Genomic DNA, 25,188 nt, shown 5'->3' on the forward strand with positions numbered 1-25,188 from the left:
GGCGATTCAATGGATGCTCTTTCGCAGTTGTTTTACCTGCATGGTATTGGCTTTGAATTCACTAAGTATACAGGTGAACAGGTATTTTTTAGCGAAGAAACGCGTAAACGTGCTTTGCAATGTTGTGGTGTTGATACAAATAATGAAGCAGGAATAGCTCAACTAACTTATGATTTAGATGCATCGCTTTGGCTTGATTTAGTACCTAGTGTGAGTTTAGTTGAGCAAACTGCATGTTTGTTAAAGCTTCGTATAGATGAACGTCAGCAATATTTAGCCGCTAATATCGATGTCCCTTCACTTGGAATGCATTTAGCATTTGATAACCTTTATAACTTGGCTGTCACTGGTGAATATTACTTGCATGGCGTTCGCTATATTGAGCTGGCACTACCCATTGGTAATATGCCAATTGGCTATCATGACGCTAATGTTCAGGTAGGTGAGCAACACGCTATTACACAAATTTGGTGCGTGCCTGAGCAAGTCTATCAAGTGGGAGACACAAAGCGCACTGGATTATCTATTCAGCTTTACACATTAAAAAATAGAGCGAATTTTGGTATTGGCGACTTTGACGATTTATTAGCGCTTACAAAACTATGCAGCTCCCATAACATGGATTATATATTACTTAATCCACTGCATTTGTTATTTGCTGATATGCCAGAGCGAGCCAGTCCTTATAGCCCTAATAGTCGCGCTTTATTAAATCCTCTTTATATTTCTATCGTACTAAGCGAAGACGCAATAAATAACGAAAACCTTGACGCCATTATGCAGCTAGATGATGTCGCTGCACTTATTAAAAGTAATGATCAGTTTATAGATTATGAAAATGTAAGCCGTATAAAGTATACGTTATTTGAAGCGCTTTATAATCAGTTTGAATTAACGGCAAGTGATGAGCGTCGCCAAGCGTTTACTGATTTTTGTAATGCTCACTCTACTACGTTAAATACCCTCGAATCAGATAACCTAACATTTGCTTATTACCTGCAATGGCAAGCGCATATGCAACTTGCACTGTGTCAAAAAAGTTGCGCAGAGAGAGGCATGGCTATTGGCTTAATAAACGACTTAGCTGTTGGTTGTGCTGGCGATGGGGCTGAATTTAAAAACCAGCAATCGCTGTTTAGCCAAGGTGCAAGTGTAGGCGCTCCACCCGATCCATGGGCTGAAGCAGGTCAAAATTGGGGCCTCCCAGCCCTCAATCCCCAAAGCCTTAGTAATAATCACTACCAATTTTACCGCTCGCTCATTCGCGCAAACATGCAAAACGTAGGTGGGCTTCGAATTGACCACGTAATGGCTATTAGGCGCCTATGGTGGTGCTTTGAAAGCAATGGCGAACAAGACGGCTGTTATGTTTACTATCCGTTTGAGCATTTACTTGCCATTTTAAAAATTGAATCGCATATTAATCAGAGTATTGTTATTGGTGAAGATTTAGGCATCGTACCGCCAGAGGTTAGGGAAGCTTTGGCATCTAGCGGTATTTTTTCCAACAGCTTATTTTATTTTGAGAAACAACACAGTGGAGAGTTTTTATCGGTAGATGAGCTAGCAACACATTGTTTGTTAATGATAGCCAATCACGATGTTCCTCCATTTACAGGCTGGTGGCAACATGATGATTTAGATATTAAGCAACAATATAAGCTTATAACTTGCAATGAATACGAGCAACTAAAGCAACAGCGAATAGAAGAGCAACAAAGGTTACTACGTTTTATTAATCACCATGGCAATACAACTGAGCTTTTATTACATAGTGAAGCTGTGACTGTTTATAGCGCACTTGCATTGTGTTTAGCAGGCTCTCAATCGCGTTTATTTGCAATACAAATAGATGACTTAGATGAGCAAAAGTATCCGGTTAATATCCCCGGGACAGATAAAGAATATCCTAATTGGCGACGTGTATTAACGCATACCAGTGAAGAAATTTTTACCAAAAATGCCTCACTTTTAGCTGCTATCGATTCAATAAGGAAAGGTTAAATGAGCAGTACAACTAATGAAAATAGTTATGATGCACAAGTACACGCATTAAATATAGGGCGATTTAAAGACCCATTTAGCTTCTTAGGGGCACATAAAACGGATGCTGAGGCTGAAATTCGTTTTTATCTACCTTGTGCAATAAGCGTAAGTGTTACATTAAATAATAAAAGTATTAAGGCGAAACGCTACCAGCAAAGTGACTTATTTATAGCCAAAGTTGATGCTTTGCCCACTGCGCCATATGAATGCATTGCTCAGTACACAGATAGCAGCGTTACCTTTTATGATGAATACAGTTTCCAAAGCACACTTGATGCAGAGGCAATGTATTTATTTAACGAAGGCAGTCTTGAACATGCTTACTCGCATTTTGGTGCACATTTTAGTACTCAACAAAACGTAGACGGTGTACGTTTTTGTGTATGGGCGCCTAATGCGGCAAGTGTCTCTATTATTGGTGAGTTTAACTTTTGGCAAGCGAATCGCCACTTTATGCGCTTTCATCCTGCAAGTGGTGTATGGGAGTTATTTGTACCAGGCCTTAAAGCTGACATGTGCTACAAATTTGCAATTACCGCGCAAAGTGGAGAGGTGCTCGAAAAAGCCGACCCTTATGCATTTAAAATGCAACAAGCACCTGGCACTGCAAGTGTACTGCAGTATAAACCAGAACCTATAAAGCTTGGCGAGCAGGCTCTTCAAAACAGACAAAAGCGTAACCATATAGATGCACCAATTAGTATTTATGAAGTGCATTTAGGCTCATGGCAACGGGCTGAAAACAACCGCTATTTAAGTTACACAGAGCTTGCCGACAAACTCGTTAGCTATGCCCTTGAAATGAATTTTACTCACCTGCAACTTATGCCAATAAGTGAATACCCGTTTGATGGTTCGTGGGGGTATCAGCCTGTTGGATTATTTGCCCCTACCAGCCGCTTTGGCGACTACAACAGCTTTAAATACTTTGTAGAGCAGTGCCACAAAGCTAATTTAGGTATTTTGCTTGATTGGGTACCAGGGCATTTTCCAAGCGATCCGCATGGCTTACATCGATTTGATGGCACCCATTTATATGAGCATGCTGATAAGCGCCAAGGGTTTCATCCTGATTGGAATACCTACATTTATAACTACGACCGTCCTGAAGTTAAAAGCTTTTTAATATCAAATGCTATGTATTGGCTACATCAATTTGGTTTAGATGGCCTGCGTGTAGATGCCGTAGCTTCTATGTTGTATTTAGATTACAGCCGAAAAGAAGGCGAGTGGGTTGCTAATTGTTACGGCGGGCGTGAAAACTTAGGTGCAATTGAGTGCCTAAAGCAAGTCAATATGCGCAGCTATAAAAACAACCCAGGCATTATGATGGTGGCTGAGGAGTCGACAGCATGGCCGGGTGTCACCCAAAGTGTTGAGCACAACGGTTTAGGCTTTGGTTATAAGTGGAACATGGGTTGGATGAACGATAGTTTGCATTACATGCAGCACGACCCTTTATATCGTCAGCATCATCATCATGAAATGACTTTTTCGATGGTATACGCGTTTAGCGAAAACTATATATTGCCATTAAGCCACGATGAGGTAGTACATGGTAAAGGCTCGTTAATTGAAAAAATGCCAGGCGATGATTGGCAAAAATTTGCAAATTTACGCGCTTATTACGCATTTATGTGGGCACACCCGGGTAAAAAACTCTTATTTATGGGCGGTGAAATTGCACAGCGAAAAGAGTGGGGGCACGATCATTCTATCGATTGGCATTTACTTGAGCACCAAAGCCACAGCGGTATAAAGCACACCGTAAAAGCGCTCAATACCGTTTATAAAACCCAACCCGCGTTGTATGAGCTTGATTCGAGTGCGGCTGGCTTTACCTGGATAGATAACAATAATAATCAGCAGAGTATTTTAAGTTTTGTCCGCTATGCTAAAAACGCAAAAGACTTTGTGGTTGTTATTGCTAATTTTACCCCCGCGTCATATGAAAACTATATTATTGGCGTACCGAGTAAAGGGCGTTACAAGGTTATCTTAAATACAGACAATACTCAGTTTTTTGGCTCTGGCGTTGAGGTAACTAAAGATTCATCGCAGATAGTTCACGCTACAAATGAATCAAATCATGGCTTTAAACACAGTATTTCAATTGCCATTGGTGGCTTAACAACTATTTACTTACAAAAGGTTGATGATGAGTAACCGATTTGATGTAGCACCCGGTAATGTAGAACCACTTGGCTCTAGTGTTATTGATAATGGGGTCAACTTCGCGCTTTATGCGCCTGGGGCGAGCCAAGCTTATGTATGCCTGTTTGATAAAAGTGGCCATTCAGAAATACTAAAAATGGCGATGAATATCAACGAAGGGGGTATTTGGAGTATTCATATTTCGCCATTAAACGCCGGTGCGCTTTATGGTTTTAGAGTTGAGGGTGAATATAACCCTAAAAATGGTCAACTGTTTAACGAAAATAAGCTGCTGATAGACCCATATGCAAAAGACTTGTTTGGTGAGTTTACTTGGAGTGAACGCCATTACGGGCAAATGCCAATCGGTACTAAAAGCACTGTAAATAATGCGATTGATATACCTAAATCAAAAGTAGCGGCTCCTACGTTGTATAGGCATAAAAAGCCTAACCACCGTTGGTCAAACACGGTTATTTATGAGTGTCATGTAAAAGGTACAACGTGTCGTCATCCTAAAATTCCCAAATCTCTACAAGGGAAGTTTTTAGGGTTAAGCCACCCAAGCTTTATTGAACACTTACAAAGCTTTGGTGTTACAGCCGTTGAGCTTTTGCCTGTTCATTCTTTTATTAGTGAGCAATTTTTAACAGGGAAAGGTTTGCAAAACTACTGGGGATACAACACGCTTAACTTTTTTACGCCCCATAAAGACTATTTGGTAAACGATGATATAAACGAGTTTAAGCAAATGGTTCAAGAGCTCCATGCTGCAGACATAGAAGTCATATTAGATGTTGTTTACAACCATACAGCTGAAGCAGGGGCGGATGGCCCTATACTATCGCTTAGAGGCTTTGATAACTTAGCCTATTACCGCACAGTAGAGGGCCAGCCTGACGTATATATAAACGATACCGGCTGTGGTAATACCATAAATATTGACCACCCTAAAACACTGCAACTTGTACTTGATAGCCTTCGTTATTGGGTTGAAGTAATGGGAGTTGATGGTTTTAGGTTTGATTTAGCGACCATTTTAGGCCGCTCAAAAGCAGGCTTTAGCTCCGCACATACTTTTTTACAAGTAGTTGCCCAAGACCCTGTGCTTAACAAAGTTAAGTTAATAAGTGAGCCTTGGGATATAGGCCCAGGTGGTTATCAGCTTGGTGCATTTCCGCCGCCATGGCGAGAATGGAACGATCAATATCGCGATGTAATTAGACGTTTTTGGCAAAGTGAAACAGGCATTATTGCAAGCGTTGCAAAACGTTTGCATGGATCGTTTGATATTTTTGAGCACAGCCAACGTGGGCCGCTCAATAGTATTAATTTTATAACGAGTCATGATGGTTTTACCCTTGCTGATTTAGTGAGTTATGAGCATAAACATAACGAAGCTAATGGCGAGCAAAATCGAGATGGGCACAGTGCAAATCATTCGTTTAACTGTGGGGTAGAAGGTTTTACCAGCGACTCTAAAATAAACGCACTGCGCTTACAGCAACAAAAGAACTTTTTACTTACTTTAATTCTCTCAAAAGGTGTTCCCATGATTGCTGCTGGTAGCGAAATGGCGCACTCGCAAGGGGGGAATAACAATGCTTATTGCCAAAATAATCGCACTAGTTGGCTTGCATGGAAAGATTCTCAACTTAATCATTCGTTAACACGATTTATTGATGATGCTTTAAAAATTAGACGTGCGCACAGTGCGTTTAAACACAGTGTATTTTTAGATGATATAGACGAGCGTTTTACCGTTAAGTGGTTTACCGAACAAGGTAAAACCATGACTGATGCTCATTGGCATGAAGATACCAGACAGTTTTTAATGTATAGCTTACTTGATAAGCAAAACAATCATGCATTGCTGATTGTATTTAATGCCAGTGAAAAAACAATTTTTTGTCAAATGCCCCCATCGCCAATTAATGCGCCGTGGCAAATGATTCTATCAAGTGTACATAATGCATCTGTGAGCAGTAATGAAGATGCGATGGTTGAAATTTCAGCACAAAGTAGTTGGGTTTTTAGTGCCAATTTAGAGGATGTTAGTCATGGTTAAACAAAGTGATCAAGTGTGTGTAGTAAAGAGCTGGCAAGAAGGGCCCGTTATTGATGAAAGTACGCTTAAAGATGACTTAACACGGCATTTTTATTATACCCTCGGCCGAGATAAGGTGGGTGAATCAAGACTGTATTTATACCATGCTTTAGCGCTGACTATTCGCGACAGACTTGTTGCCCGCTGCAGAGAAACGAATCAACAAATTAAGCAAGAGAAACGCCGCAAAACGGCTTACCTTTCTCTTGAATTTTTAATGGGACGTGCGCTGGGTAATGCAATACTAAACCTAGATTTAGACGACCAAGTTGCTGCTGCATTACAAGAATACTGCACAACAGTAGAAACGCTTGAAGATGCCGAGCACGACGCAGGCCTAGGAAATGGTGGGCTAGGGCGCCTTGCAGCCTGCTTTTTAGATAGCTGTGCTAGTTTAGCGTTGCCTGTTATTGGCTATGGCCTACGATACGAATACGGCATGTTTAATCAATCGATTAAAGATGGTAACCAAATTGAGCAACCAGATAACTGGCTACGTGAAGGACATCCATGGGAGCTAAGCGCACCAGAGCATGCAAAACGTGTGAAGTTTGGTGGCTATGTGCAAAGTTACACAGATAAATTTGGCAGAGAGCACCGTCAATGGATGAGTTCACAAGATGTATTAGCTGTACCTTACGATGTCCCTGTCCCAGGTTATAAAAACAATATTGTAAATACGCTACGCTTATGGAAATCAGAAGCGACAGATGAATTTAATTTGACCGAATTTAATGCAGGCAGTTACTCAGAAGCCGTTGCACAAAAAAACCTAGCTGAACAAATCACCATGGTGCTGTATCCAAACGACAGCAGCGAAAATGGTAAAGAGCTTAGATTGCGCCAACAATACTTTTTATCATCTGCGAGTATTCAAGACGTAGTTGATCAGTGGGTTTCCCAACATGGCGAGAGCTTTAGTGACTTTGCTGATTTTCATGTTTTTCAGTTAAATGACACGCATCCAAGTATTGCTGTTGCAGAGCTAATGCGTATTTTAATTGATGATTACGAATTAAATTGGAACGATGCTTGGAAAATAACAACTAAAACAATGGCTTATACAAATCATACGCTACTTCCTGAAGCGCTTGAAAAATGGTCTGTTTCGTTGTTTTCAAAATTATTGCCACGCATTTTAGAAATAGTTTACGAGATAAATGCACGCTTTTTAGCACAAGTTTCACAGCAATGGCCGGGAGATGTTGAAAAGCAACGTGCATTGTCACTGATTGAAGAGGGTGATGAGCCGCAAATTCGTATGGCTTATTTAGCTATTGTAGGTAGTTACTCTGTAAATGGCGTAGCAGCACTTCATACTGAACTGTTAAAAGCGGGATTATTTAAAGAATTTTATGCACTGTGGCCAGATAAGTTTAATAACAAAACAAATGGTGTAACGCCTCGTCGATGGCTTGCGCATTGTAATCCAGTATTAAGTGAATTAATTGGTGAAAAAATTGGCCATGATTGGGTTAAAAACTTTTCAAAAATTAGTGACCTACGTCGTTTTTATGACGACAAGGCATTTCATGAGCAGTGGCAAAATGCTAAACGTGAAAACAAACAACGTTTAGTTGATTTAGTTAAGGCGCGCTGCGATATCGATTTTGATGTATCAATGATGTTTGACGTACAAGTAAAACGTATCCACGAATACAAACGTCAGCTATTAAACATACTTCATGTGATTCATTTATATGACCGTATTCGCCGTGGGGATACCCAAGGGCTTGTTCCTCGTTGTGTTCTATTAGGTGGTAAAGCAGCGCCGGGTTATTACATGGCTAAAAAAATTATTAAGCTTATTAATAACGTGGCAGAGGTTATAAATAAAGACCCTCAAGCTGCGCCATATTTACGCGTCGCCTTTTTGCCTAATTACAACGTAACCGCAATGGAAGTTATTTGTCCTGCAACTGATCTCTCAGAGCAAGTATCTACCGCAGGCAAAGAAGCGTCTGGTACTGGCAACATGAAATTTATGATGAATGGTGCATTGACAATAGGCACGCTGGATGGCGCAAACATTGAAATTAGAGATGCTGTTGGTGCTGATAACTTCTTTTTGTTTGGCGCACAAGCGCACGAAATTGACGATATTAAATCACGTTATAATCCAGAGCATTTAATATCGCAAAATAGCGATTTAAAGAATGTGATGCAATTACTCGAGAGCGGGCATTTTAATTTATTTGAACCATGCTTATTTGACGACATAACAAATGCAATTAAGAGCCCGCACGATCCATGGCTTGTTGCTCACGATTTTGAAAGTTATGTAGCAGCTCAAAAAGAAGTTGATAAAGCTTACGCAGATCAGACCTACTGGACACAAATGAGTATTTTAAATACAGCAGCCAGTGGTATGTTTTCAAGTGACAGAACCATAAGCCAATACAGTGAAGATATTTGGCATTTAGAACCCCTCAATATTAGTGAAACAGACTTAACGACAACTAAAAGCCATGCCACTAACAGCCTAGACTAAATGGAGAGAGTATTATGCCTAATTATGCAAATCGCTACATAAGTAGCCTAACCAGAGAAACTTACGCGTTAATACTGGCAGGCGGTCGCGGTTCTCGCCTGCATGAGTTAACCGATTGGCGAGCAAAGCCAGCAGTTTACTTTGGTGGTAAACATCGAATTATCGATTTTCCACTATCAAACTGCATTAACTCGGGTGTGAGACGTGTTGGTATTGCTACACAATATAAATCACATTCATTAATACGCCATGTAAACCGCGCATGGGGGCACTTTAAAAAAGAGCTAGGAGAGTCGGTTGAAATACTACCTGCATCTCAGCGCCAAGGTGATGATTGGTATTGTGGAACCGCAGATGCTGTTTTTCAAAACATAGATATTATTCGTCACGAGCTTCCTAAATATGTGATGATTTTGTCTGGAGATCATGTGTACCGTATGGACTATGGTGCTTTATTGGCTGAACATGTGCAAAAAGGCGCAGATATGACTGTGTGTTGTATTGAAGTCCCAGTAGAGGAAGCCGCAGACACGTTTGGTGTAATGACCGTTGATGAAGAAAGTAGAGTGTGTCGTTTTGATGAAAAACCAGCAATGCCGAGCTCCGTACCCGGCAAGCCAGGTACATGTTTAGCATCAATGGGGAACTACATTTTTAATACTGAATTTTTGTTTGAGCAACTTAAAAAAGATTCTGAGAATGAAGGCTCTGGACGCGATTTTGGTCACGATATTATTCCAGCGATTATAGAAGAGCATAATGTATTTGCCTTCCCATTTAGAGATCCAAACCAAGAAGGGCAACCTTATTGGCGAGATGTAGGTACGCTTGATTCGTTCTGGGAAGCTAATATGGAACTGGTAATGCCAGAACCACAACTTGATTTATACGATCCAACGTGGCCAATATGGACTTATCAAGAGCAACTACCACCTGCTAAGTTTATTTTTGATGATGAAGATAGACGTGGTATGGCTTTAGACTCAACAGTCTCGGGTGGGTGTATTATTTCGGGCTCTGCGGTTAGAAAATCCCTGTTGTTTTCTAACGTTCACGTTCGCTCATTTTGTACCATTGAGCAGTCGGTTATTTTACCCGGTGCGGTTATAAACCGAGGTTGTAAAATTAAACGCGCAATAATAGATAGAAGCTGTGAAATACCGGCAGGTCTTGAAATAGGTTTTGACAAAAAAACAGATGAAGAAAACGGCTTTAGGGTATCTAAAAAAGGTATCGTTCTTGTTACACGTGATATGCTCACTGAGCTTGCAAAAAAGTTAGAACGCCAAGCGCGAGAAAATAAAAAGCTAGCGTAACAACAAGTTAGATAAGCACGACAACATAGCTTGCTCATTTGTGAGCAAGCTCACACAGGTTTAAAGGAAATAATAAATTAATGCATGTATTAATGGTTGCAGCAGAAAATGACGCGTTACCAGGCGCAAAAGTAGGCGGTGTGGCAGATGTAGTACGCGATGCACCCAAGGCTCTCGCAAAGCAAGGTATAACGGTTGATGTTGTTATTCCTGATTACGGGTTTGAGCCGCTTGAGCGTATTTATATAGGTGAAGTAACCGTTGCATTTAATGCTCAACCCCATGTATTAATCATTTTTAAAGTACAACAAGCCGAAAATAATGTAAGCCAAATTGTTATTAGCCACCCGTTATTTAGTGAATCAGGCAGTGTATATTGTAATGATGCACCGGGGAGGCCTTTTGCAACTGATGCGACTAAATTTGCTCTATTTAACGCAGCCGTCTGCGAAGCGTTATTACAAGGTGTATTAAAGCGCCCTACAGCGCTGCATTTACATGATTGGCACAGTGCCTGCGTTGCAGTTTTACTTAAGTTTGAGCCACGTTATAGCTCACTTAATACCTTACCAATTGCCTTCACAGTACATAATATTGCACTGCAAGGTATTAGACCTTTCAAACATGATGATTCAAGCTTAGAGGCGTGGTTTCCATCACTTAGTTATAATGGCCAGCAATTATGCGACCCGCGTTACCCTCATTGTTTTAATCCTATGCGCAGTGCAATAAATCTATGCGATAAAATACATGTTGTATCGCCAACATATAGCCAAGAGGTTCTCGAACCTAGTAATTACGAACATGGTTTTTTTGGTGGCGAAGGGCTTGAGCAAGATCTGCAAAATGCAGCAAGCCAAGGCAAGCTTGTTGGTATTTTAAATGGCTGCGAATATCCAAGCAATGCACTTGAAGGAGCAACTCTCGCTGATTTTTATAGCCAAGCTGAGAGTACTTTATTTACTTGGATGGCAATTAGCGAGCAGTTACAAAGTGGTTACTATATTGCCCACCAACGACTACAGCAATTTAAAGCAACGGTTAATAACGGTCCATTAGTTACAAGCGTTGGCCGTCTTACTGAGCAAAAAGTGTTGTTATTGTGCCAGCAGGTTAATGGGATTTTAGCTATTGATAAAGTGTGCCAATTAATTAGTGAACATAGCGGCAGACTTATTATTCTCGGCTCGGGTGACAAAGAGCTCGAAAGCATATTTACCAAAGCAATGGCGCGTAATTCCAATCTTTTATTTTTAAAGGGCTATGGGCAAGGTGTTGGCGATTTAATGTATCAAATAGGTGACTTATTTTTAATGCCAAGCTCGTTTGAACCGTGTGGTATTAGCCAAATGCTAGCAATGCGAGCGGGGCAACCGTGTTTAGTTCACAGTGTTGGCGGATTAAAAGATACAGTTAAACACCACGAAAATGGTTTTAGCTTTAATGGAGATACGTTAGTAACGCAAACGCGTAATTTAATTAGCTGTTTAGACGAAACTCTCTTAATTAAAAAGCAAAATCCTAAAAAGTGGCATAAAATTAAGCACAGCGCAGAGCAAATGCGTTTTTCGTGGCCACAAGTGGCAACTGATTATATAACAACCTTATACCGGTAAATCGTTTCTGTACTTTAAAGTTTAGTGACAAATCTACCTGCTTAGGGTTTAATTACTTAGTATTATATAAAATCTAAGAAGTAGGTAATGTGTCTGTATTTGTTGCAAGGCAAGCAATATTCAATCGAAGTAAAAAAGTAGTAGCCTATGAGCTACTTTTTCGTGATAGTCCAAAAAATTATTTTCCAGATATTGCAGAAGGCCAAGCAACAGCAAGGCTTATCATGGAAAATCAATTAAATTTAGGTACACGCCATATTACATCAGGCAAAAAAGCGCTTATAAATATAGGACCAGAATCACTAAAACTCGATTTATGTGCTTTCTTACCATGCCAAGACGTTGTGATTGAGTTGCTCGAAACCATAGAACCTACCGACGACAACTATGAGCTATGCCGAGGTTTATTTCATAGTAACTACAAACTCGCGCTCGATGATTTTGTATATAAACCACAATGGGATCGTTTTCTAAAGCTTGTGAAGCTCATTAAATTTGATATTGCAATTACACCTCTTAGCGAAATACAGCCCATAGTTACTAAGTTACAAGCGCATAAACAAATAAAAATACTAGCCGAAAAAATAGAAACACAAGAAGACTATGAGCTTGCCTTTGATATGGGGTTTGATTATTTTCAAGGCTATTTTTTTGCAAAGCCTACCATGATCAAGCAAAACGACATTGATTATAATTATGGTTTAGTCGTCGCTATTTACGCAGAAATAATGAAGCAAAGCCCTGACATTAAAACAATCGCAAGCCTGTTTGAGCTAGATGCTGCACTCGCATATAAGTTACTAAGATTAATAAACAGCGGTGTGTTTCCTATACAAAGCCAAATATCGTCATTAAAGCAAGCGCTTGTGTATTTAGGACACGAACGCCTGAAAAAGTTTGTGAGCCTTATTGTTACTGCTCATACAGCGGGTAAAAAACCTGCAGAGCTAATGCAAGTGTGTGTTGTACGTGCTCGTTTTTGTGAGCTTGTGGCAAAAAAGGTTAATAAAAGTCAGTCAGGCGAAGCATTTTTAACAGGATTATTTTCACTGCTAGATGCAATCCTTGATCAACCAATGAGCTTGCTTGTTGAAAAGCTACCTTTCCCTGATGAAATAAAAACGGCATTATTAGGGGACAAAAACACACTTTATTATATTTTAAACGTTGTTAAAGCATATGAAACAGGAAGCTGGTGGGCACTTGAACAAGCTGTACTTTTGTTGAATATTGACAGTGCTATACTACCTCCACTTTACCAGCAGTCAGTCGATTGGGCTGACAGTTATAAGAATAATATTTAACGGATAATAGCTTTAATGCGCAATTATAATATGGACTTTATTCGCGGCGTTGCCGTGCTTGGCCTCGTTTACATGAATGCTTACGCCTTCGGCATTTTTGAATATGGGTATTCCTCCTTAACTAATCCTCCTGTTAGCGACTCAATTATTCACACCCTTAGCAGCGTGTTTGTAGACGGGCGTTTTAGAACGCTGTTTAGTTTGCTTTTTGGTGCTGGGCTTTATATTCAGTGGCAACGTTACAAGTCTGAAGTGCAGATAAAAAGCAGGCTCTATTGGTTAATCCTCTTTGGTTTAGCGCATGGTTTTTTACTTTGGGCCGGTGATATTTTATTTGTTTACGGTGTATCTGGCTGGTTTGTTATTAAATATTTAGAAAGTGATAGCAACGTACTTTTAAAAAGAGGGTTTGCATTTACCTTGTTGTCGGCTGTGATTACCTTACTTGTTATATCTAGCGTACCCGATGAAATAATTTACCGCGATACAGCACAGTTTATTGAATTATATAACCCACACTATATTGATTACTTTATTAGTAACCTTGCTATGAACACGTTAATGCTTGTTATGGTGCCAATAATGACAATGTGGATGTGCGTGGGCCTTATGCTCATTGGCATTTATTTATATAAACAAGACGTTTTTAGTAAAGGCTTAACGACTCAGCAATTAATAGTTTGCGGTGCAATGACCCTTGTTTTTTGTGGAATCAGGCTTTATGCATCACAGCTTAATGGCAGCTTAGGATATGGGGTGCAAGAATTTGTAAATATTTTTGCGGCGCTAGGTATGGCTACGTTGTATATTCATTTAATTGTTAAATTTTGCAATAACAGCGCACACGTTGGCACGCTTATTCAACAAGCGGGGCGCTTAGCATTTACTTTATATATTAGCCAAACACTCATACAACTGTTGTTATATAAAGTGCTATTTACGCACTGGGTGCTCAATTTTGATCGTATTGACTACTGGTTAGTTGCAACGGCATTAGTTGCACTGCAGCTCATATTTACCTTTATATACAGCCGCTATTTTAACCAAGGCCCGCTTGAATTTGTATGGCGTAAATTAACGAAAGCAAAAATTAATGCTTAAACACCTATAAATTTTAAATTAGGGGCGAAAAAATAGTGTGGGTGGTTTACACTACTCGCCTTAAAAATTACTACGCTATAAGTGCCATGACCGAATTAAAACGTTTAAATAAATTTATTAGTGAAACAGGATTTTGTTCACGCCGCGAAGCCGATAAATATATTGAGCAAGGTCGTGTCAGCGTTAATGGCTACTCGCCTGAAATGGGCGTAAAAGTTGCTGCTACCGATGTTGTATTGGTTGATGGCAAGCCACTTAAAGCCACACCAAAGCGCGTTTATATCGCTTACAATAAACCCGTTGGTATTACGTGTACTACCGAAAGTAAAATTCAAAGTAATATTATTCGCGCGGTAAATTATCCTACGCGTATATTTCCAATAGGGCGTTTAGATAGACCTTCTGAAGGGCTTATATTTTTAACTAACGAAGGCGACATCGTTAATAAAATTTTGCGTGCGGGTAATAACCACGAAAAAGAATATGTTGTTACGGTTGATAAACCGCTTAATCGTCAGTTTGTTACAAAAATGGCCAATGGCGTGCCTATTTTAGATACCGTGACTAAAAAGTGTAAAGTGACACAAACTGCCCCTAAAGAATTTAAAATAGTACTTACACAAGGTTTAAACCGCCAAATACGCCGTATGTGTGAATATTTAGGTTACGAAGTGGTGACGTTAAAGCGCACTCGTATAATGAACGTAACACTAAAAGGTTTAAAGGTAGGGCAGTGGCGTCATTTGTCTGATACTGAAATGGCGCAAATAAACGACTCGATTTCTGACTCAGGTAAAACTCAAGAACATTCGCTTGATGCTAATAAACAATCAGAAAATAATACGCCGTCAGCTCCTAAAAAGCGTGATTTTCAGGGTGAAAATCCTCGCCGTTTTAATAAAGGCGAACAAAGTGGCGAGCGTAGTACTGAGCGAAATTCAAGTCGCAACTCTGATCGCAGTAATGCTAATGGCGAGCGCAAAAATGAGCGCAGTAAAGCACCTTATCAAAAGCGTTCTACCACGTATGTTGGTAAGCCAAAAAGTATTAAAGAGAACAAGTCGTCACAGTCAAAACCTAGCTCGGGGCGTACCCTTAGCTTAAAAAAATAATCTGCACCTAAGTGGTATTCTACTACCACTGTATTTCTTGTACTATATTACCAAGTGGGCTTGTAACGCCCACTAAATTTATATTGTTATTTTGTAAAGTCACCAATTTATTCTTATCTAAATACCATCTAAAAGTGTATTTTCTGTAGTTCTGTAAACTAAGCACAGTTAGCGTTGCACAACTGTACTCATAATCATTTGGGCAACTACCTACCTCGAGTAATTGATGCTCTTGCTGCCATATATTATTGCTGTATTTATTGGCCCATAATTTCACAGAAATACAAACTGACGTCCATAACCATAAGTAAATTAAAATAGGCAAAAACAGTGGTATAAATGCGCTGCGGAACTTCCCATGCTCAGTAATATAATTTTTAACTGTATGTTTAAATTCAAAGTTATTATTGTATTTTTTATATAGGTGCCTTAATAAAACAACCGACAACACTATCGCCGTTATTGGAAATAACGTAAATGTTAAGGTGTTATATATACTGTTGGGGATAAAAGCGGGGTCGGCTTGTTCATCCCATGCAAGTAAAACCAGCGGAGGTGCTGTTACTAAGAGTAATATGGCGCTGTTGAAGAGTTGTTTAAAGGTCAAAGGGTATTCACTTATAAAATGTTGCTTGTATAAAGCCCAAATTAGCGCTTAATGTTTCGCTATTAAATGCTAAAGCCAATATAAAATAAGAGTATACCTAAATAAACAGCAATCGCCGATAACGAGTTTTTAGAGCGAAGGCGCTTAACAAGGTCGCGTGTGCCATCAAACATACCGGAAATAACCAGTAGTATGCCCCCTGTAAAACGGTAGTTGTTTAAGTTCACGTTACCATTCTCGTCAGTTATAAAGCGTAAATAACCAAAAAGTATAAAAACGCTGCCCGCTATTAGTATCGCGGTTTTAAAATTTTCCAAGGCTTTTCCATAATATTGAGTTAGATACTAAAACGGCACTAAGTTGAGTCATGATAATTTTACTATATTTCGAATTTAAATTTTGCCTAAATCCATTAAATGGCCTCATTATGTCGCTATATTAGGCGTATATACGCTAAAGCCTGATTTATATTGTGCATTATCAAGTACACTTAGTTATATGAAGGGTAAGCTGTTAAGATGCGCCGTCTTAATAATGCAGAAAGGTTATAGAAGTAACATGTCAAAATTTTTCTTTATGGGTAAGCCCGACATAATGGGTAAAAATAACAGTAATGGATTTGCACCAAAACGTACTGCAAAGCCAGGCACAGAGTTACACCCGTTAACGCTAATTGTAAACTCAGTTGCACGACAATCAGAAATAGAAGCAATACTAGAAGAGCATTCGCTGTTTGCTTCAATTGAAGTTAAAGCTGAAGTACCAGAAGATATTCGCGAACTAGACTTTGCACTTAGCAAGTCAACACCACAAGTATTTGATAAAGTACCAGAGCGTAACGCACCTTGTGTATGTGGTAGCGGCAAAAAATATAAGAAGTGTTGCGGTTAGTTTCTTAACAACTAAATATGTAGCCTTTCTTTTTCATCGGTATTAAATAAAAATGCCACTGACCTTGAGCCAGTGGCATTTTTTAATGTTAACCGATTATATGCTTAACTACTTACGCGGTTCGTAATCAATTCTAAATATAACCGTGTACAGTACTGGCACTACAATTAGAGTCAAAATTGTAGCAAAGCCTAAACCAAACATAATTGTTACCGCCATTGACTGAAAAAACACGTCAAATAACAGCGGGATCATACCTAAAATAGTAGTTATAGCCGCCATAGCAACTGGGCGTACACGGCTCACACCAGAGTCAAACACGGCCTCATAGGGCGATTTACCTTCCCTTAATTCGAGATTTATTTGATCAACTAATACAATACCGTTTTTAATAAGCATACCGCTTAAGCTTAATAAACCAAGTAGTCCCATAAAACTAAACGGAGCATTCATAGCTAACAAGCCCGCGCTTACACCAATAATAGCTAACGGAACCGTTGCCCAAATCACAAGTGGTTGCTTAAGCGAGTTAAAAAGTAATACGGTTACTGCAAACATCGCTAAGTAACCCAGTGGTAATGAGCCAAATATTGCTTTTTGAGCCTTGCTTGAAGATTCAAACTCGCCGCCCCATTCCAGTTCGTAACCGCGCGGTAATTCCATGTTTTCTATTGGTCCGCGAATACGTGCAAATAGTTTAGCGGGTGTTTCGTCCCCTAATACATTGTGATCGGCCATTACTGTAATAGTTCGTTTGCGATCGCGGCGCATTATTAGGCTGTCTTCCCACTGCACATCAAATTCGTCTACAACTTGAGTCACTGGTACAAATACCCCCAATACTGGGCTGTATATTTGTAGGTCGTGTACGCTTTCTACGTTTAAGCGCTCGTTAGCAGGAGATCGTGCAATAATAGGCAGCAACTGCGTGCCATCGCGATATACGCCCACTTGTTTACCCGATAAACTTGTTAGTAATACATTGTCTAAGTCAGATTTACTAATACCTAAGCGGCGTGCTTTTTGCTCGTTAAACTGCGGGCGAATCATTTTAGTACGTGCACGCCAGTCATCACGAATATTGTACGCGCCACCGTCGTTACCAATAAGTTCTTCAGCTTTAGCAGCCAATTGTCTTAAAATAACAGGATCAGGGCCTGAAAAACGCGCTTCTATTTTTGCATCAGTAGAGGGGCCGATTTCCATTGGCTTAATTTTAAGCTGTGCAGAGAGTGCATGATTATTTGAGTAATCACGTACAGTTTGCATTACAGTCGCTACGGCTTCTCTGTTGGCTACACGAATAATTAATTGCCCGTACGCGGGATATGACTTTTCTGGTGCGTAGGTAAGCATAAAGCGTGGAGCGCCTTGGCCTGTTGTACTTGTTACTTCTTCAACAAGGTCTTCTTTTTGCAAAAACTCTTCAAGTTTTTTAACGCCCTCTAGGGTTGAGCGAATATCAGATCCTTGCTCTTGCCAGTAATCTACATAAAACATAGGTGTATTAGAGGCAGGAAAAAACGACTGTTTAACAGAGCCAAAACCAACAACCGCAGTACACAGTAAAACAACCATTAATATAAGCGTGGTTTTTCTAAAGTGCAGCGCTAAATCTAAAATCGCTTTGTAACCGTTAAAAATAAAACCTTTATACGGGTCTTCATCTTCTTGGCCTTCTTCGTTTTTAAATTCGTTTTCTTTGAACATTAAATTGGCAAAAAATGGCGTTAGCGTAATGGCTGTTATCCAACTTAATAAAAGCGAAATAAACAACACCCAAAACAAGCTGCCTGCAAATTCACCACTGGCATCAGAGCTTAGTCCAATTGGCGCAAACGCAGTGACTGCAATGACTGTTGCACCTAGTAAGGGCCATTTTGTTTGCTCAACAATATTAACCGCCGCTTTGAGTTTTGTTTGCCCACGTTTAAGGTTTATTAGTATCCCTTCGGTTACAACTATTGCGTTATCAACCAGCATCCCTAGGGCAATAATAAGTGCTCCAAGCGATATGCGTTGCAAGTCGATGGCAAACAACTTCATAAATATAAACGTACCCAGTACAGTAAGCAGTAAAATACCACCAATTAAAATACCGCTTTTTAAACCCATAAATAACAGCAGTACTACAATAACAATCGCAATAGCTTCAAGTAAGCTGATAATAAAACCCTCAACCGACTTTTGAACCTCTTGTGGTTGGTTGTATACCGAATTTATGTCAATACCATGAGGGCGTTGATACTCAAGTGAGGCTAAATGCTCATCTATGTTTTTACCCACATCAACCACGTTAACACCCGACATAAACGACACGCCAATAAGTAAAGCTTGCTGAGAGTTATAACGAATAATGTTATTTGGTACTTCTGTGTACTCTCTGTAAACCTTTGCTACATCGCCTAAGTAAATAAGCTCATTGGCACCTGATTTTGAAATTAATAAGGTTTCGAGCTCTTTTACATCTTTAAATTCGCCAGTAGGATGCAAGCGAATTGACTCATCGCCCACACGAATTTTACCTGCGTTAGATACCGTGTTTTGCGATTGCAATAACTGGAATATATGGCTTGGCGCAATACCTAATTGAGCAAGCTTACGCGTAGAAACTTCAACCATTACTTGCGCTTGTTGTTGCCCCGCAACGGTTACTTTACTAACGCCTTTAACCAATACCAGCTCACGCTTTAAAAAATCGACGTAATCTTTAAGCTCGTCATACGAGTAGCCATCACCGGTTACCGAATACATAACACCGTACACATCGGCAAAGTCATCCAAAATTGTACTAGGATAAACACCACTGGGTAACGACGGAGAAAGGTCGTTAATTTTACGACGCATTTCATCCCAAATTTGGCGAAGCTGCTCTTTACGATAATTGCTTTTCATTTCTACTGAAATTTGTGATTTACCGTTAGATGAAATAGACGTAACGTAATCAACATAAGGGAGTTGCTGAATCGCGTTTTCAATCGGAAAAGTAACTTCTTCTTCAACTTGCTGCGGCGAAGCGCCAGGGTACATGGTAATAACCATGGCTTTTTTAAGCGTAAACTCAGGGTCTTCTAGTTGCCCTAAATCAAAGTACGAAACACTACCGCCAATTAATAGCAGCAGCGTAAACATCCAACTGATTACTTTTTTCTCTATGGAGAGTTGTGCAAAGCTCATAATTATAAGCCTCGCTCTTTATTCCATGCTCTTACTTTCATGCCTTCTTTTAGTGAATGCACACCGGCAGAAACCACAATTTGGCCTTCTTTAATACCACTTAACACTTCAATACCATCGCGGTGCAACTGGCCAACCTTTACAGCTTGTTTGTGCACTTGGCTAGTTTTTGAATCAAAAAGCCATACGTAGGCGTTATCTTCAATTGATTCTTGCGGCTCAGAAAACACAGACTCGATAGGTAGTATTGTATAAGCAACTTGCGAGCGCGTTACTTTGCTTAAATCAATAAGTACACTACCCGTCATACCTGCGAGTAAATTAAAGTCCTCAGGTACTGGTAGCGAAAATACAACCTTATAAGTAAGTGTTGCAGGATCTGCTTGGGTATCCCACTCTTTAATATCAAGTATGTACTCTTTATCGTCAAAGCCATCAAACTTTACAGTAGGGTGGTAATCGGTGCCTTTTTGAAAACGAGCGACTATTTTTTCAGGAACCTGAATTTCTACGTCCATTAAATCGCGTGTTTCTAAGCGTAATATATTTTGCTTTGCTTGAATATTTTCAAAGTTTTTAACAAATACTTTTGCGACCGTGCCTGAAAATGGCGCGCGCAGCTCGCTGTACTCAAGGTTTGTTTGTGCAATTTTAAATGCAGATTCGGCAATTTGCATATTAGCAGTGGCTTCATCTAATTCTGATTGGCTGGTGATTTTTTTCTCAAACAATTGCTCAATACGGCCAAGTTGTGACTTTGCCAGCTCAAAGCGTGCTTTACGTTCGTCAAACTGTAACTGAAAATCTTCTGGGTCTAGTTTTGCTAATAAATCACCTTTTTCAACGTGTTCACCAGCAAGCACAGGGAACTTAACAAGTTCGCCGTTTACCCTAAAAGCTAGGTAAGAGCCTTGGTTTGCAACAACCTCAGCAGGAAAGCTGCGAATGTTAGTTTGCGTATCATGACCTATGTTGAATAATTTAACAGGGCGAATGGGCTCTTCTTTAACTTGTTGTTCTGGCTCAGAACAGGCTATTAAGCTTAGTAAAGTCGTAGTTAAAAAACATAGACGAAAGAGTTTCATGTCTTCTCCGTTGCAATGATGGCAAAATAATTAAGTGCAGCATACGCTGCAAACATATAAAATAAAAATCATAAAATTTTAGAAACTCAATAAGTTTTACTTATAATGTTGCAGAGTGCTATATGAAGCTGAATCAATTAATAATTTTAGATGCCATAGTGCAAAGCGCAAGCTTAAGCGGGGCAGCACTAAAGCTACATAAAACGCAGCCAGCGCTTACACTTGCTATTAAAAATCTAGAAGAAAAAATAGGTTTTGAGTTGCTAGACAGAAGTAAGTACCGATTACAGCTTACTGAAAAAGGGCGAATTTTCCACCGCGAGGCGCAGCAACTTCTGCATGCCAACGACGAGCTAGCGCAGCTTGCTAAAGAATTGGCACTCGGTAATGAACCCCAATTTAGAATTTGTTACGAACAACTTTGCCATACGCAGAGTTACAACGAGATCATAAGTAATACTTTTAGATTGTTTACCAGCACCGAATTTAGCTTAACAAGCGGGAAGCGCTTTATCTCATTAGAGCAAGTAAATAGTGGGCAAGCCGAATTAGGCATTGGCCCTTGGTTTGATTTATTTCATGCGACAGGCGATTTAGAAAGCGTACCTATAGGCAGGCTCGATATTGGCATTGTCAGCGCCAAAGGCGTACTTCCTCAAAAGCTAACCTATAGTGAACTACAAACGTATCCGTGTTTAGCCATGTTTGAAAGTGATTTGAGTATCGACAGTGACAGACTATCGTACTCAAAAGGCTCCGCCATGATGAAAATTGATGATGTATCGACCTTAAAATCGTTTTTACTCTCAGGTGCAGGTTGGGCAATGATGAGCCTAGAACACTGCGCTCCTGAAATAAAAGCAGGCTTACTTCAAGAAATACACATAACTGACCGAGAGCATAAATTTAGCGCACAAATTAGAGCCTTTAGACAACATGCAGTGCACCACGGACCTGTAGCGCGTACTATTTGGGAGCAATTTAAAGTACTTAGTGAGGCGTATTTAAATGAACGCTGATATTGATAAAGAAACACTTATTTATACTGTTATCGCAGGTATACCAATAGGCAAAGTAGCAAGTTACGGGCAAGTTGCAGCTCTTGCGGGCTATCCGCAAAACTCACGATTGGTGGGGCGCTTATTAAAAATGATGCCAAACGACTCAGTTATACCATGGCACAGGGTAGTGAATAGCCAAGGTAAAATATCATTCCCTGCAGGTAGCGAAAAATACCAAGAACAGCGCGAAAAGCTATTATCAGAAGGCGTACTGTTTAAAAACGACAAAGTGAATATGCACGAGTGCCGGTGGCAGTAGAAGACAAGGAATGGCTTAATAATAGTATTTAAGCACTGTTACCAAACCAAGCATGTTGACCACTTTTTTATTTATGAAGTTTAGCAATACATATAAATAACCTGGTATTTGAGCATTTAGTTTTATCTTCAATACAAGCCCCTTACTAACCGAGATTATCGATAAATGAAAAAGTTACAAAAAAGGGGCATATTTTCTACTTTCTAGCCATCAAAAATACAAAGAGGTGAGCCTAAAGTTCTTCCACACCTACCTATACCTGCGTTTTCATGCAATCCACTAAAAATAAAAGTTTGGCATGCCACTTGAAGTAACAATCTGTCGTAGAAAATAATGAGCATATCCGTGGTGGTACAAGAGCTCGCTTTAAAGGGTATCTCATATACAGCTAAGTAAAAATTCTTAAAGCTATAATAAAAGTGGCTAGAACGCGTTTGAAGAACACGATTTATGCTTATCGGTACTTTATTAATTATCGAAAATGACCAAGCGTATATATTTAGTTTTGAGTGTGACAAATTTTAAAAACTTGATTTTAAGGACTAACCAAATATGACTGACCCTACTTTAGTTATTTTAATGTACTTTGTGATCCCTATTTGGCTTGTAGCTGGCATTGCGGATTGGTTTTGTCATCGACGTAGTAATATTTCTACAACAAGTGGTGCAAAAGAGTCGTTTATTCATCTATTAATGTTTGCCGAAGTGGGTATACCGTTAATTCTTGTTTTAATTTTTGAAGTTAATAGTTTGATTATTGCTATTAGTATCTTGTTGTTTTTTATTCATGAACTTACAGCAATGTGGGATGTAACTTACGCGGTAAGTAAACGTAGAGTGGGGCCAATAGAGCAGCATATACATAGCTTTTTAGAAATGATACCGCTGTTGGCTTTAGTATTAATTATTGCGCGGCACTGGGAGCAATTTACAGCATTATTTACTCCTGGGGGCTTTCCTCCTGAATTTACGCTCCAATTAAAAGAGTCACCTATACCAATAACTTACTTGATAACAGTGCTACTCATATCACTCGTGCTAGAGTTTATGCCTTATTTAGAAGAGTTCATTCGCGGTATACGTGCTAAAAAAGACAACGCATAAAACCAGTTTGATAAATAGATATAAAGCCTAAGTTGACTGCTTAAGCAGCTCTAGTTGTTTAAGCAGTTTGTTTATGCGTGCTTAAATAGGCTCACTCAACCTCGTACTAAGTCAAATAGTGCAGTGGGTAACTCAGGCTTTTAGGGTGTTTATAACCACGGTTTCACGAATACTTAGTGGATTTTGTTTAGATGTGATGCAAAAAGAGTAGGTAATAAAAGCGGCGTATACTCGCCGCTATTATGTTGTTTAACAATCATCTGTTGATGATTAAGGTAGATGTTGCCCACCTGTCACGCCCATTATTTCAGCGGTAATGTAACTTGACTCTTGCGAAGCTAAGTATACATATGTTGGGGCTAGCTCGGCAGGTTGGCCTGGTCTACCTAGTGGCACGTTATCACCAAATTCGGGAAGTTTTTTCGCCGGTTGGCCGCCACTTTGTTGTAGCGGAGTCCAAATTGGCCCTGGAGCAACACCATTAACCCGAATGCCTTTATCTATTACCATTTTTGCTAAACTTTTAGTAAAGCTAGTAATTGCGCCTTTAGTTGATGCGTAATCAAGAAGTCCAGCAGAAGGCTGGTAACATTGGATAGAAGTTGTGTTAATAATACTTGCCCCGGGTGGCATATGCTTTACTGCGGCCTTTGTTATCCAAAACATAGCAAATACGTTTGTTGCATATGTTTGGCAAAATTGCTCGGTAGATAAATCTTCTAACTCGGCGACAAATTGTTGCTTACCAGCATTATTAACTAGTATGTCAATTGACCCCAAGTATTCAACGCTTTGAGCGACAAGGCTGTTACAGAAATCTTCATCAGATATGTCTCCTGCAATACCCCAAGCCTTGTTACCGCTGGCTTTTAGTATATCGAGTGTTTCTTTCGCATCGGTTTCTTCGCTGGGTAAGTAATTAATAACAACTTCCGCACCTTCTCTTGCAAATGCGATGGCTACGGCTCTTCCAATCCCAGAGTCGCCGCCTGTGATCAAAGCTTTACGGCCTTTTAACCTGTCGTGGCCCTCATAGGAGTCTTCGCCATGATCTGCTTTAGGTTTTAAAATTTCATCTAGCCCTGGGTCCGGTTGATTACTGTCTTTTTCGGTACGTCCCATCTGATATTGGCTTCTAGGATCTTGCATAGTAAATTGATTAGTTGGCATATCAAAGTCTCCTCAACGTAAAGTTTAAGTTCGATTAATTGCATGTAATCACAAAGAGCGTAATCTCAGACAGCACAGCAATGCTGTTACTTCTCTTTGCTTAGCGTGAATTGGGTGATGTAAAAAACATAAGAGGCGTGTGTGGTTGTAAAATGTCGAAGCTAAAGAGCGACTAACTGATTTAGCACGAATAGCAATATTATAGTTAGCTTGTAATGCTCCCACTTTGTCTCTCCTTTAAAATTTACATTTTTAGCTGTTTATGTACACCGCCTTCTTTATAAAAAGCAATAGATATGCCACAGAGGTACTTTTTAAATATTAAGCTATGTTACTTATTTTAAAGTGTTTATATTTAAACTGTTGAAAGTATAAGTGCGGATGAAGGGTAAAAAGTGGATATTAGTACCGAAAATATTACACACTGTTCATTAAGCCAATCAAGTTGGGAAGGTGCGTTTATGGCTACACTGATGGGCTTATAATTAAGCCAGAAAATAGCAGCACGTTAAAATGTATCATTAAGTGATATGCTAATCCCCCCGAAAATTATAGAAGCCAAATATAGAATTTTCACCTATCGCAAG

Annotated in this window: 18 protein-coding genes; 13 read left to right on the forward strand and 5 right to left on the reverse strand. The window is 39.6% G+C overall.

The window, feature by feature from the left end; genetic code table 11:
- Positions 1–9 precede the first annotated feature (9 nt).
- The 9 genes from malQ (at position 10) to rluF (ending at position 15,247) form a co-directional block, all read left to right on the forward strand.
- Positions 10–2,004 (forward strand): 4-alpha-glucanotransferase, encoded by a 1,995-nt coding sequence (gene malQ, locus H5092_RS04735; protein WP_182732984.1) that lies wholly within the window; start codon positions 10–12, stop codon positions 2,002–2,004.
- Positions 2,005–4,212 (forward strand): 1,4-alpha-glucan branching protein GlgB, encoded by a 2,208-nt coding sequence (gene glgB / locus H5092_RS04740; RefSeq protein WP_182732985.1) that lies wholly within the window; start codon positions 2,005–2,007, stop codon positions 4,210–4,212. It abuts the gene before it with no gap.
- Positions 4,205–6,268, forward strand: a complete 2,064-nt coding sequence (gene glgX / locus H5092_RS04745; RefSeq protein WP_165724047.1) for a glycogen debranching protein GlgX — start codon at positions 4,205–4,207, stop codon at positions 6,266–6,268. Before glgB ends, glgX begins: the two co-directional genes overlap by 8 nt.
- The gene (locus tag H5092_RS04750) at positions 6,261–8,798 is read left to right on the forward strand and encodes a glycogen/starch/alpha-glucan phosphorylase (RefSeq protein ID WP_182732986.1); all 2,538 of its coding nucleotides are present in this window, start codon (positions 6,261–6,263) and stop codon (positions 8,796–8,798) included. Before glgX ends, H5092_RS04750 begins: the two co-directional genes overlap by 8 nt.
- Positions 8,799–8,812: 14 nt before the next feature.
- A complete protein-coding gene (gene glgC, locus H5092_RS04755) occupies positions 8,813–10,114 on the forward strand; it encodes a glucose-1-phosphate adenylyltransferase (protein ID WP_182694922.1) in 1,302 nt (433 codons plus the stop codon).
- Positions 10,115–10,194: 80 nt separating this feature from the next.
- Positions 10,195–11,730 (forward strand): glycogen synthase, encoded by a 1,536-nt coding sequence (locus H5092_RS04760; RefSeq protein ID WP_182732987.1) that lies wholly within the window; start codon positions 10,195–10,197, stop codon positions 11,728–11,730.
- A gap of 89 nt (positions 11,731–11,819) precedes the next feature.
- Complete coding sequence (locus H5092_RS04765) at positions 11,820–13,034, forward strand: EAL and HDOD domain-containing protein (RefSeq protein ID WP_149603661.1); 1,215 nt, start codon at positions 11,820–11,822, stop codon at positions 13,032–13,034.
- Between the two features lie 30 nt (positions 13,035–13,064).
- Positions 13,065–14,135 (forward strand): DUF418 domain-containing protein, encoded by a 1,071-nt coding sequence (locus tag H5092_RS04770; protein WP_182692401.1) that lies wholly within the window; start codon positions 13,065–13,067, stop codon positions 14,133–14,135.
- Positions 14,136–14,221: 86 nt separating this feature from the next.
- Positions 14,222–15,247 carry a 23S rRNA pseudouridine(2604) synthase RluF gene (gene rluF, locus H5092_RS04775; RefSeq protein WP_033020665.1) on the forward strand — a complete coding sequence of 342 codons (1,026 nt, stop codon included), beginning with the start codon at positions 14,222–14,224 and terminating at the stop codon, positions 15,245–15,247.
- Positions 15,248–15,269: 22 nt separating this feature from the next.
- Here rluF and H5092_RS04780 read toward each other — a convergent pair whose 3' ends face one another.
- Positions 15,270–15,854 (reverse strand): hypothetical protein, encoded by a 585-nt coding sequence (locus H5092_RS04780; RefSeq protein WP_182732988.1) that lies wholly within the window; start codon positions 15,852–15,854, stop codon positions 15,270–15,272.
- A gap of 62 nt (positions 15,855–15,916) precedes the next feature.
- Positions 15,917–16,171, reverse strand: a complete 255-nt coding sequence (locus tag H5092_RS04785; protein ID WP_182732989.1) for a MetJ regulator of methionine regulon — start codon at positions 16,169–16,171, stop codon at positions 15,917–15,919.
- Positions 16,172–16,412: 241 nt separating this feature from the next.
- Here H5092_RS04785 and H5092_RS04790 point away from each other — a divergent pair, with 241 nt between their 5' ends.
- Positions 16,413–16,745 carry a PBPRA1643 family SWIM/SEC-C metal-binding motif protein gene (locus H5092_RS04790; protein ID WP_024595073.1) on the forward strand — a complete coding sequence of 111 codons (333 nt, stop codon included), beginning with the start codon at positions 16,413–16,415 and terminating at the stop codon, positions 16,743–16,745.
- Positions 16,746–16,853: 108 nt separating this feature from the next.
- Here H5092_RS04790 and H5092_RS04795 read toward each other — a convergent pair whose 3' ends face one another.
- Both H5092_RS04795 and H5092_RS04800 read right to left on the reverse strand, forming a co-directional pair.
- A complete protein-coding gene (locus tag H5092_RS04795; protein ID WP_182732990.1) occupies positions 16,854–19,922 on the reverse strand; it encodes an efflux RND transporter permease subunit in 3,069 nt (1,022 codons plus the stop codon).
- Between the two features lie 2 nt (positions 19,923–19,924).
- On the reverse strand, positions 19,925–21,007 hold the full coding sequence (locus tag H5092_RS04800) for an efflux RND transporter periplasmic adaptor subunit (protein WP_182732991.1): 1,083 nt from the start codon (positions 21,005–21,007) through the stop codon (positions 19,925–19,927).
- Between the two features lie 122 nt (positions 21,008–21,129).
- On the opposite strand from H5092_RS04800, the gene H5092_RS04805 reads away from it, so the two are divergent.
- The 3 genes from H5092_RS04805 (at position 21,130) to H5092_RS04815 (ending at position 23,431) form a co-directional block, all read left to right on the forward strand.
- On the forward strand, positions 21,130–22,026 hold the full coding sequence (locus tag H5092_RS04805) for a LysR family transcriptional regulator (RefSeq protein ID WP_002958590.1): 897 nt from the start codon (positions 21,130–21,132) through the stop codon (positions 22,024–22,026).
- A complete protein-coding gene (locus H5092_RS04810) occupies positions 22,016–22,327 on the forward strand; it encodes an MGMT family protein (protein WP_024595301.1) in 312 nt (103 codons plus the stop codon). The genes H5092_RS04805 and H5092_RS04810 overlap by 11 nt, the downstream gene beginning before the upstream one ends.
- Before the next feature lie 552 nt (positions 22,328–22,879).
- Positions 22,880–23,431 carry a diguanylate cyclase gene (locus H5092_RS04815; protein ID WP_182732992.1) on the forward strand — a complete coding sequence of 184 codons (552 nt, stop codon included), beginning with the start codon at positions 22,880–22,882 and terminating at the stop codon, positions 23,429–23,431.
- Between the two features lie 270 nt (positions 23,432–23,701).
- Here H5092_RS04815 and H5092_RS04820 read toward each other — a convergent pair whose 3' ends face one another.
- The gene (locus tag H5092_RS04820) at positions 23,702–24,601 is read right to left on the reverse strand and encodes an SDR family oxidoreductase (protein ID WP_165724068.1); all 900 of its coding nucleotides are present in this window, start codon (positions 24,599–24,601) and stop codon (positions 23,702–23,704) included.
- Positions 24,602–25,188 lie beyond the last annotated feature (587 nt).

Source organism: Pseudoalteromonas sp. SR41-7 (assembly GCF_014163935.1).
Classification (GTDB): Bacteria; Pseudomonadota; Gammaproteobacteria; order Enterobacterales; family Alteromonadaceae; genus Pseudoalteromonas; species Pseudoalteromonas distincta.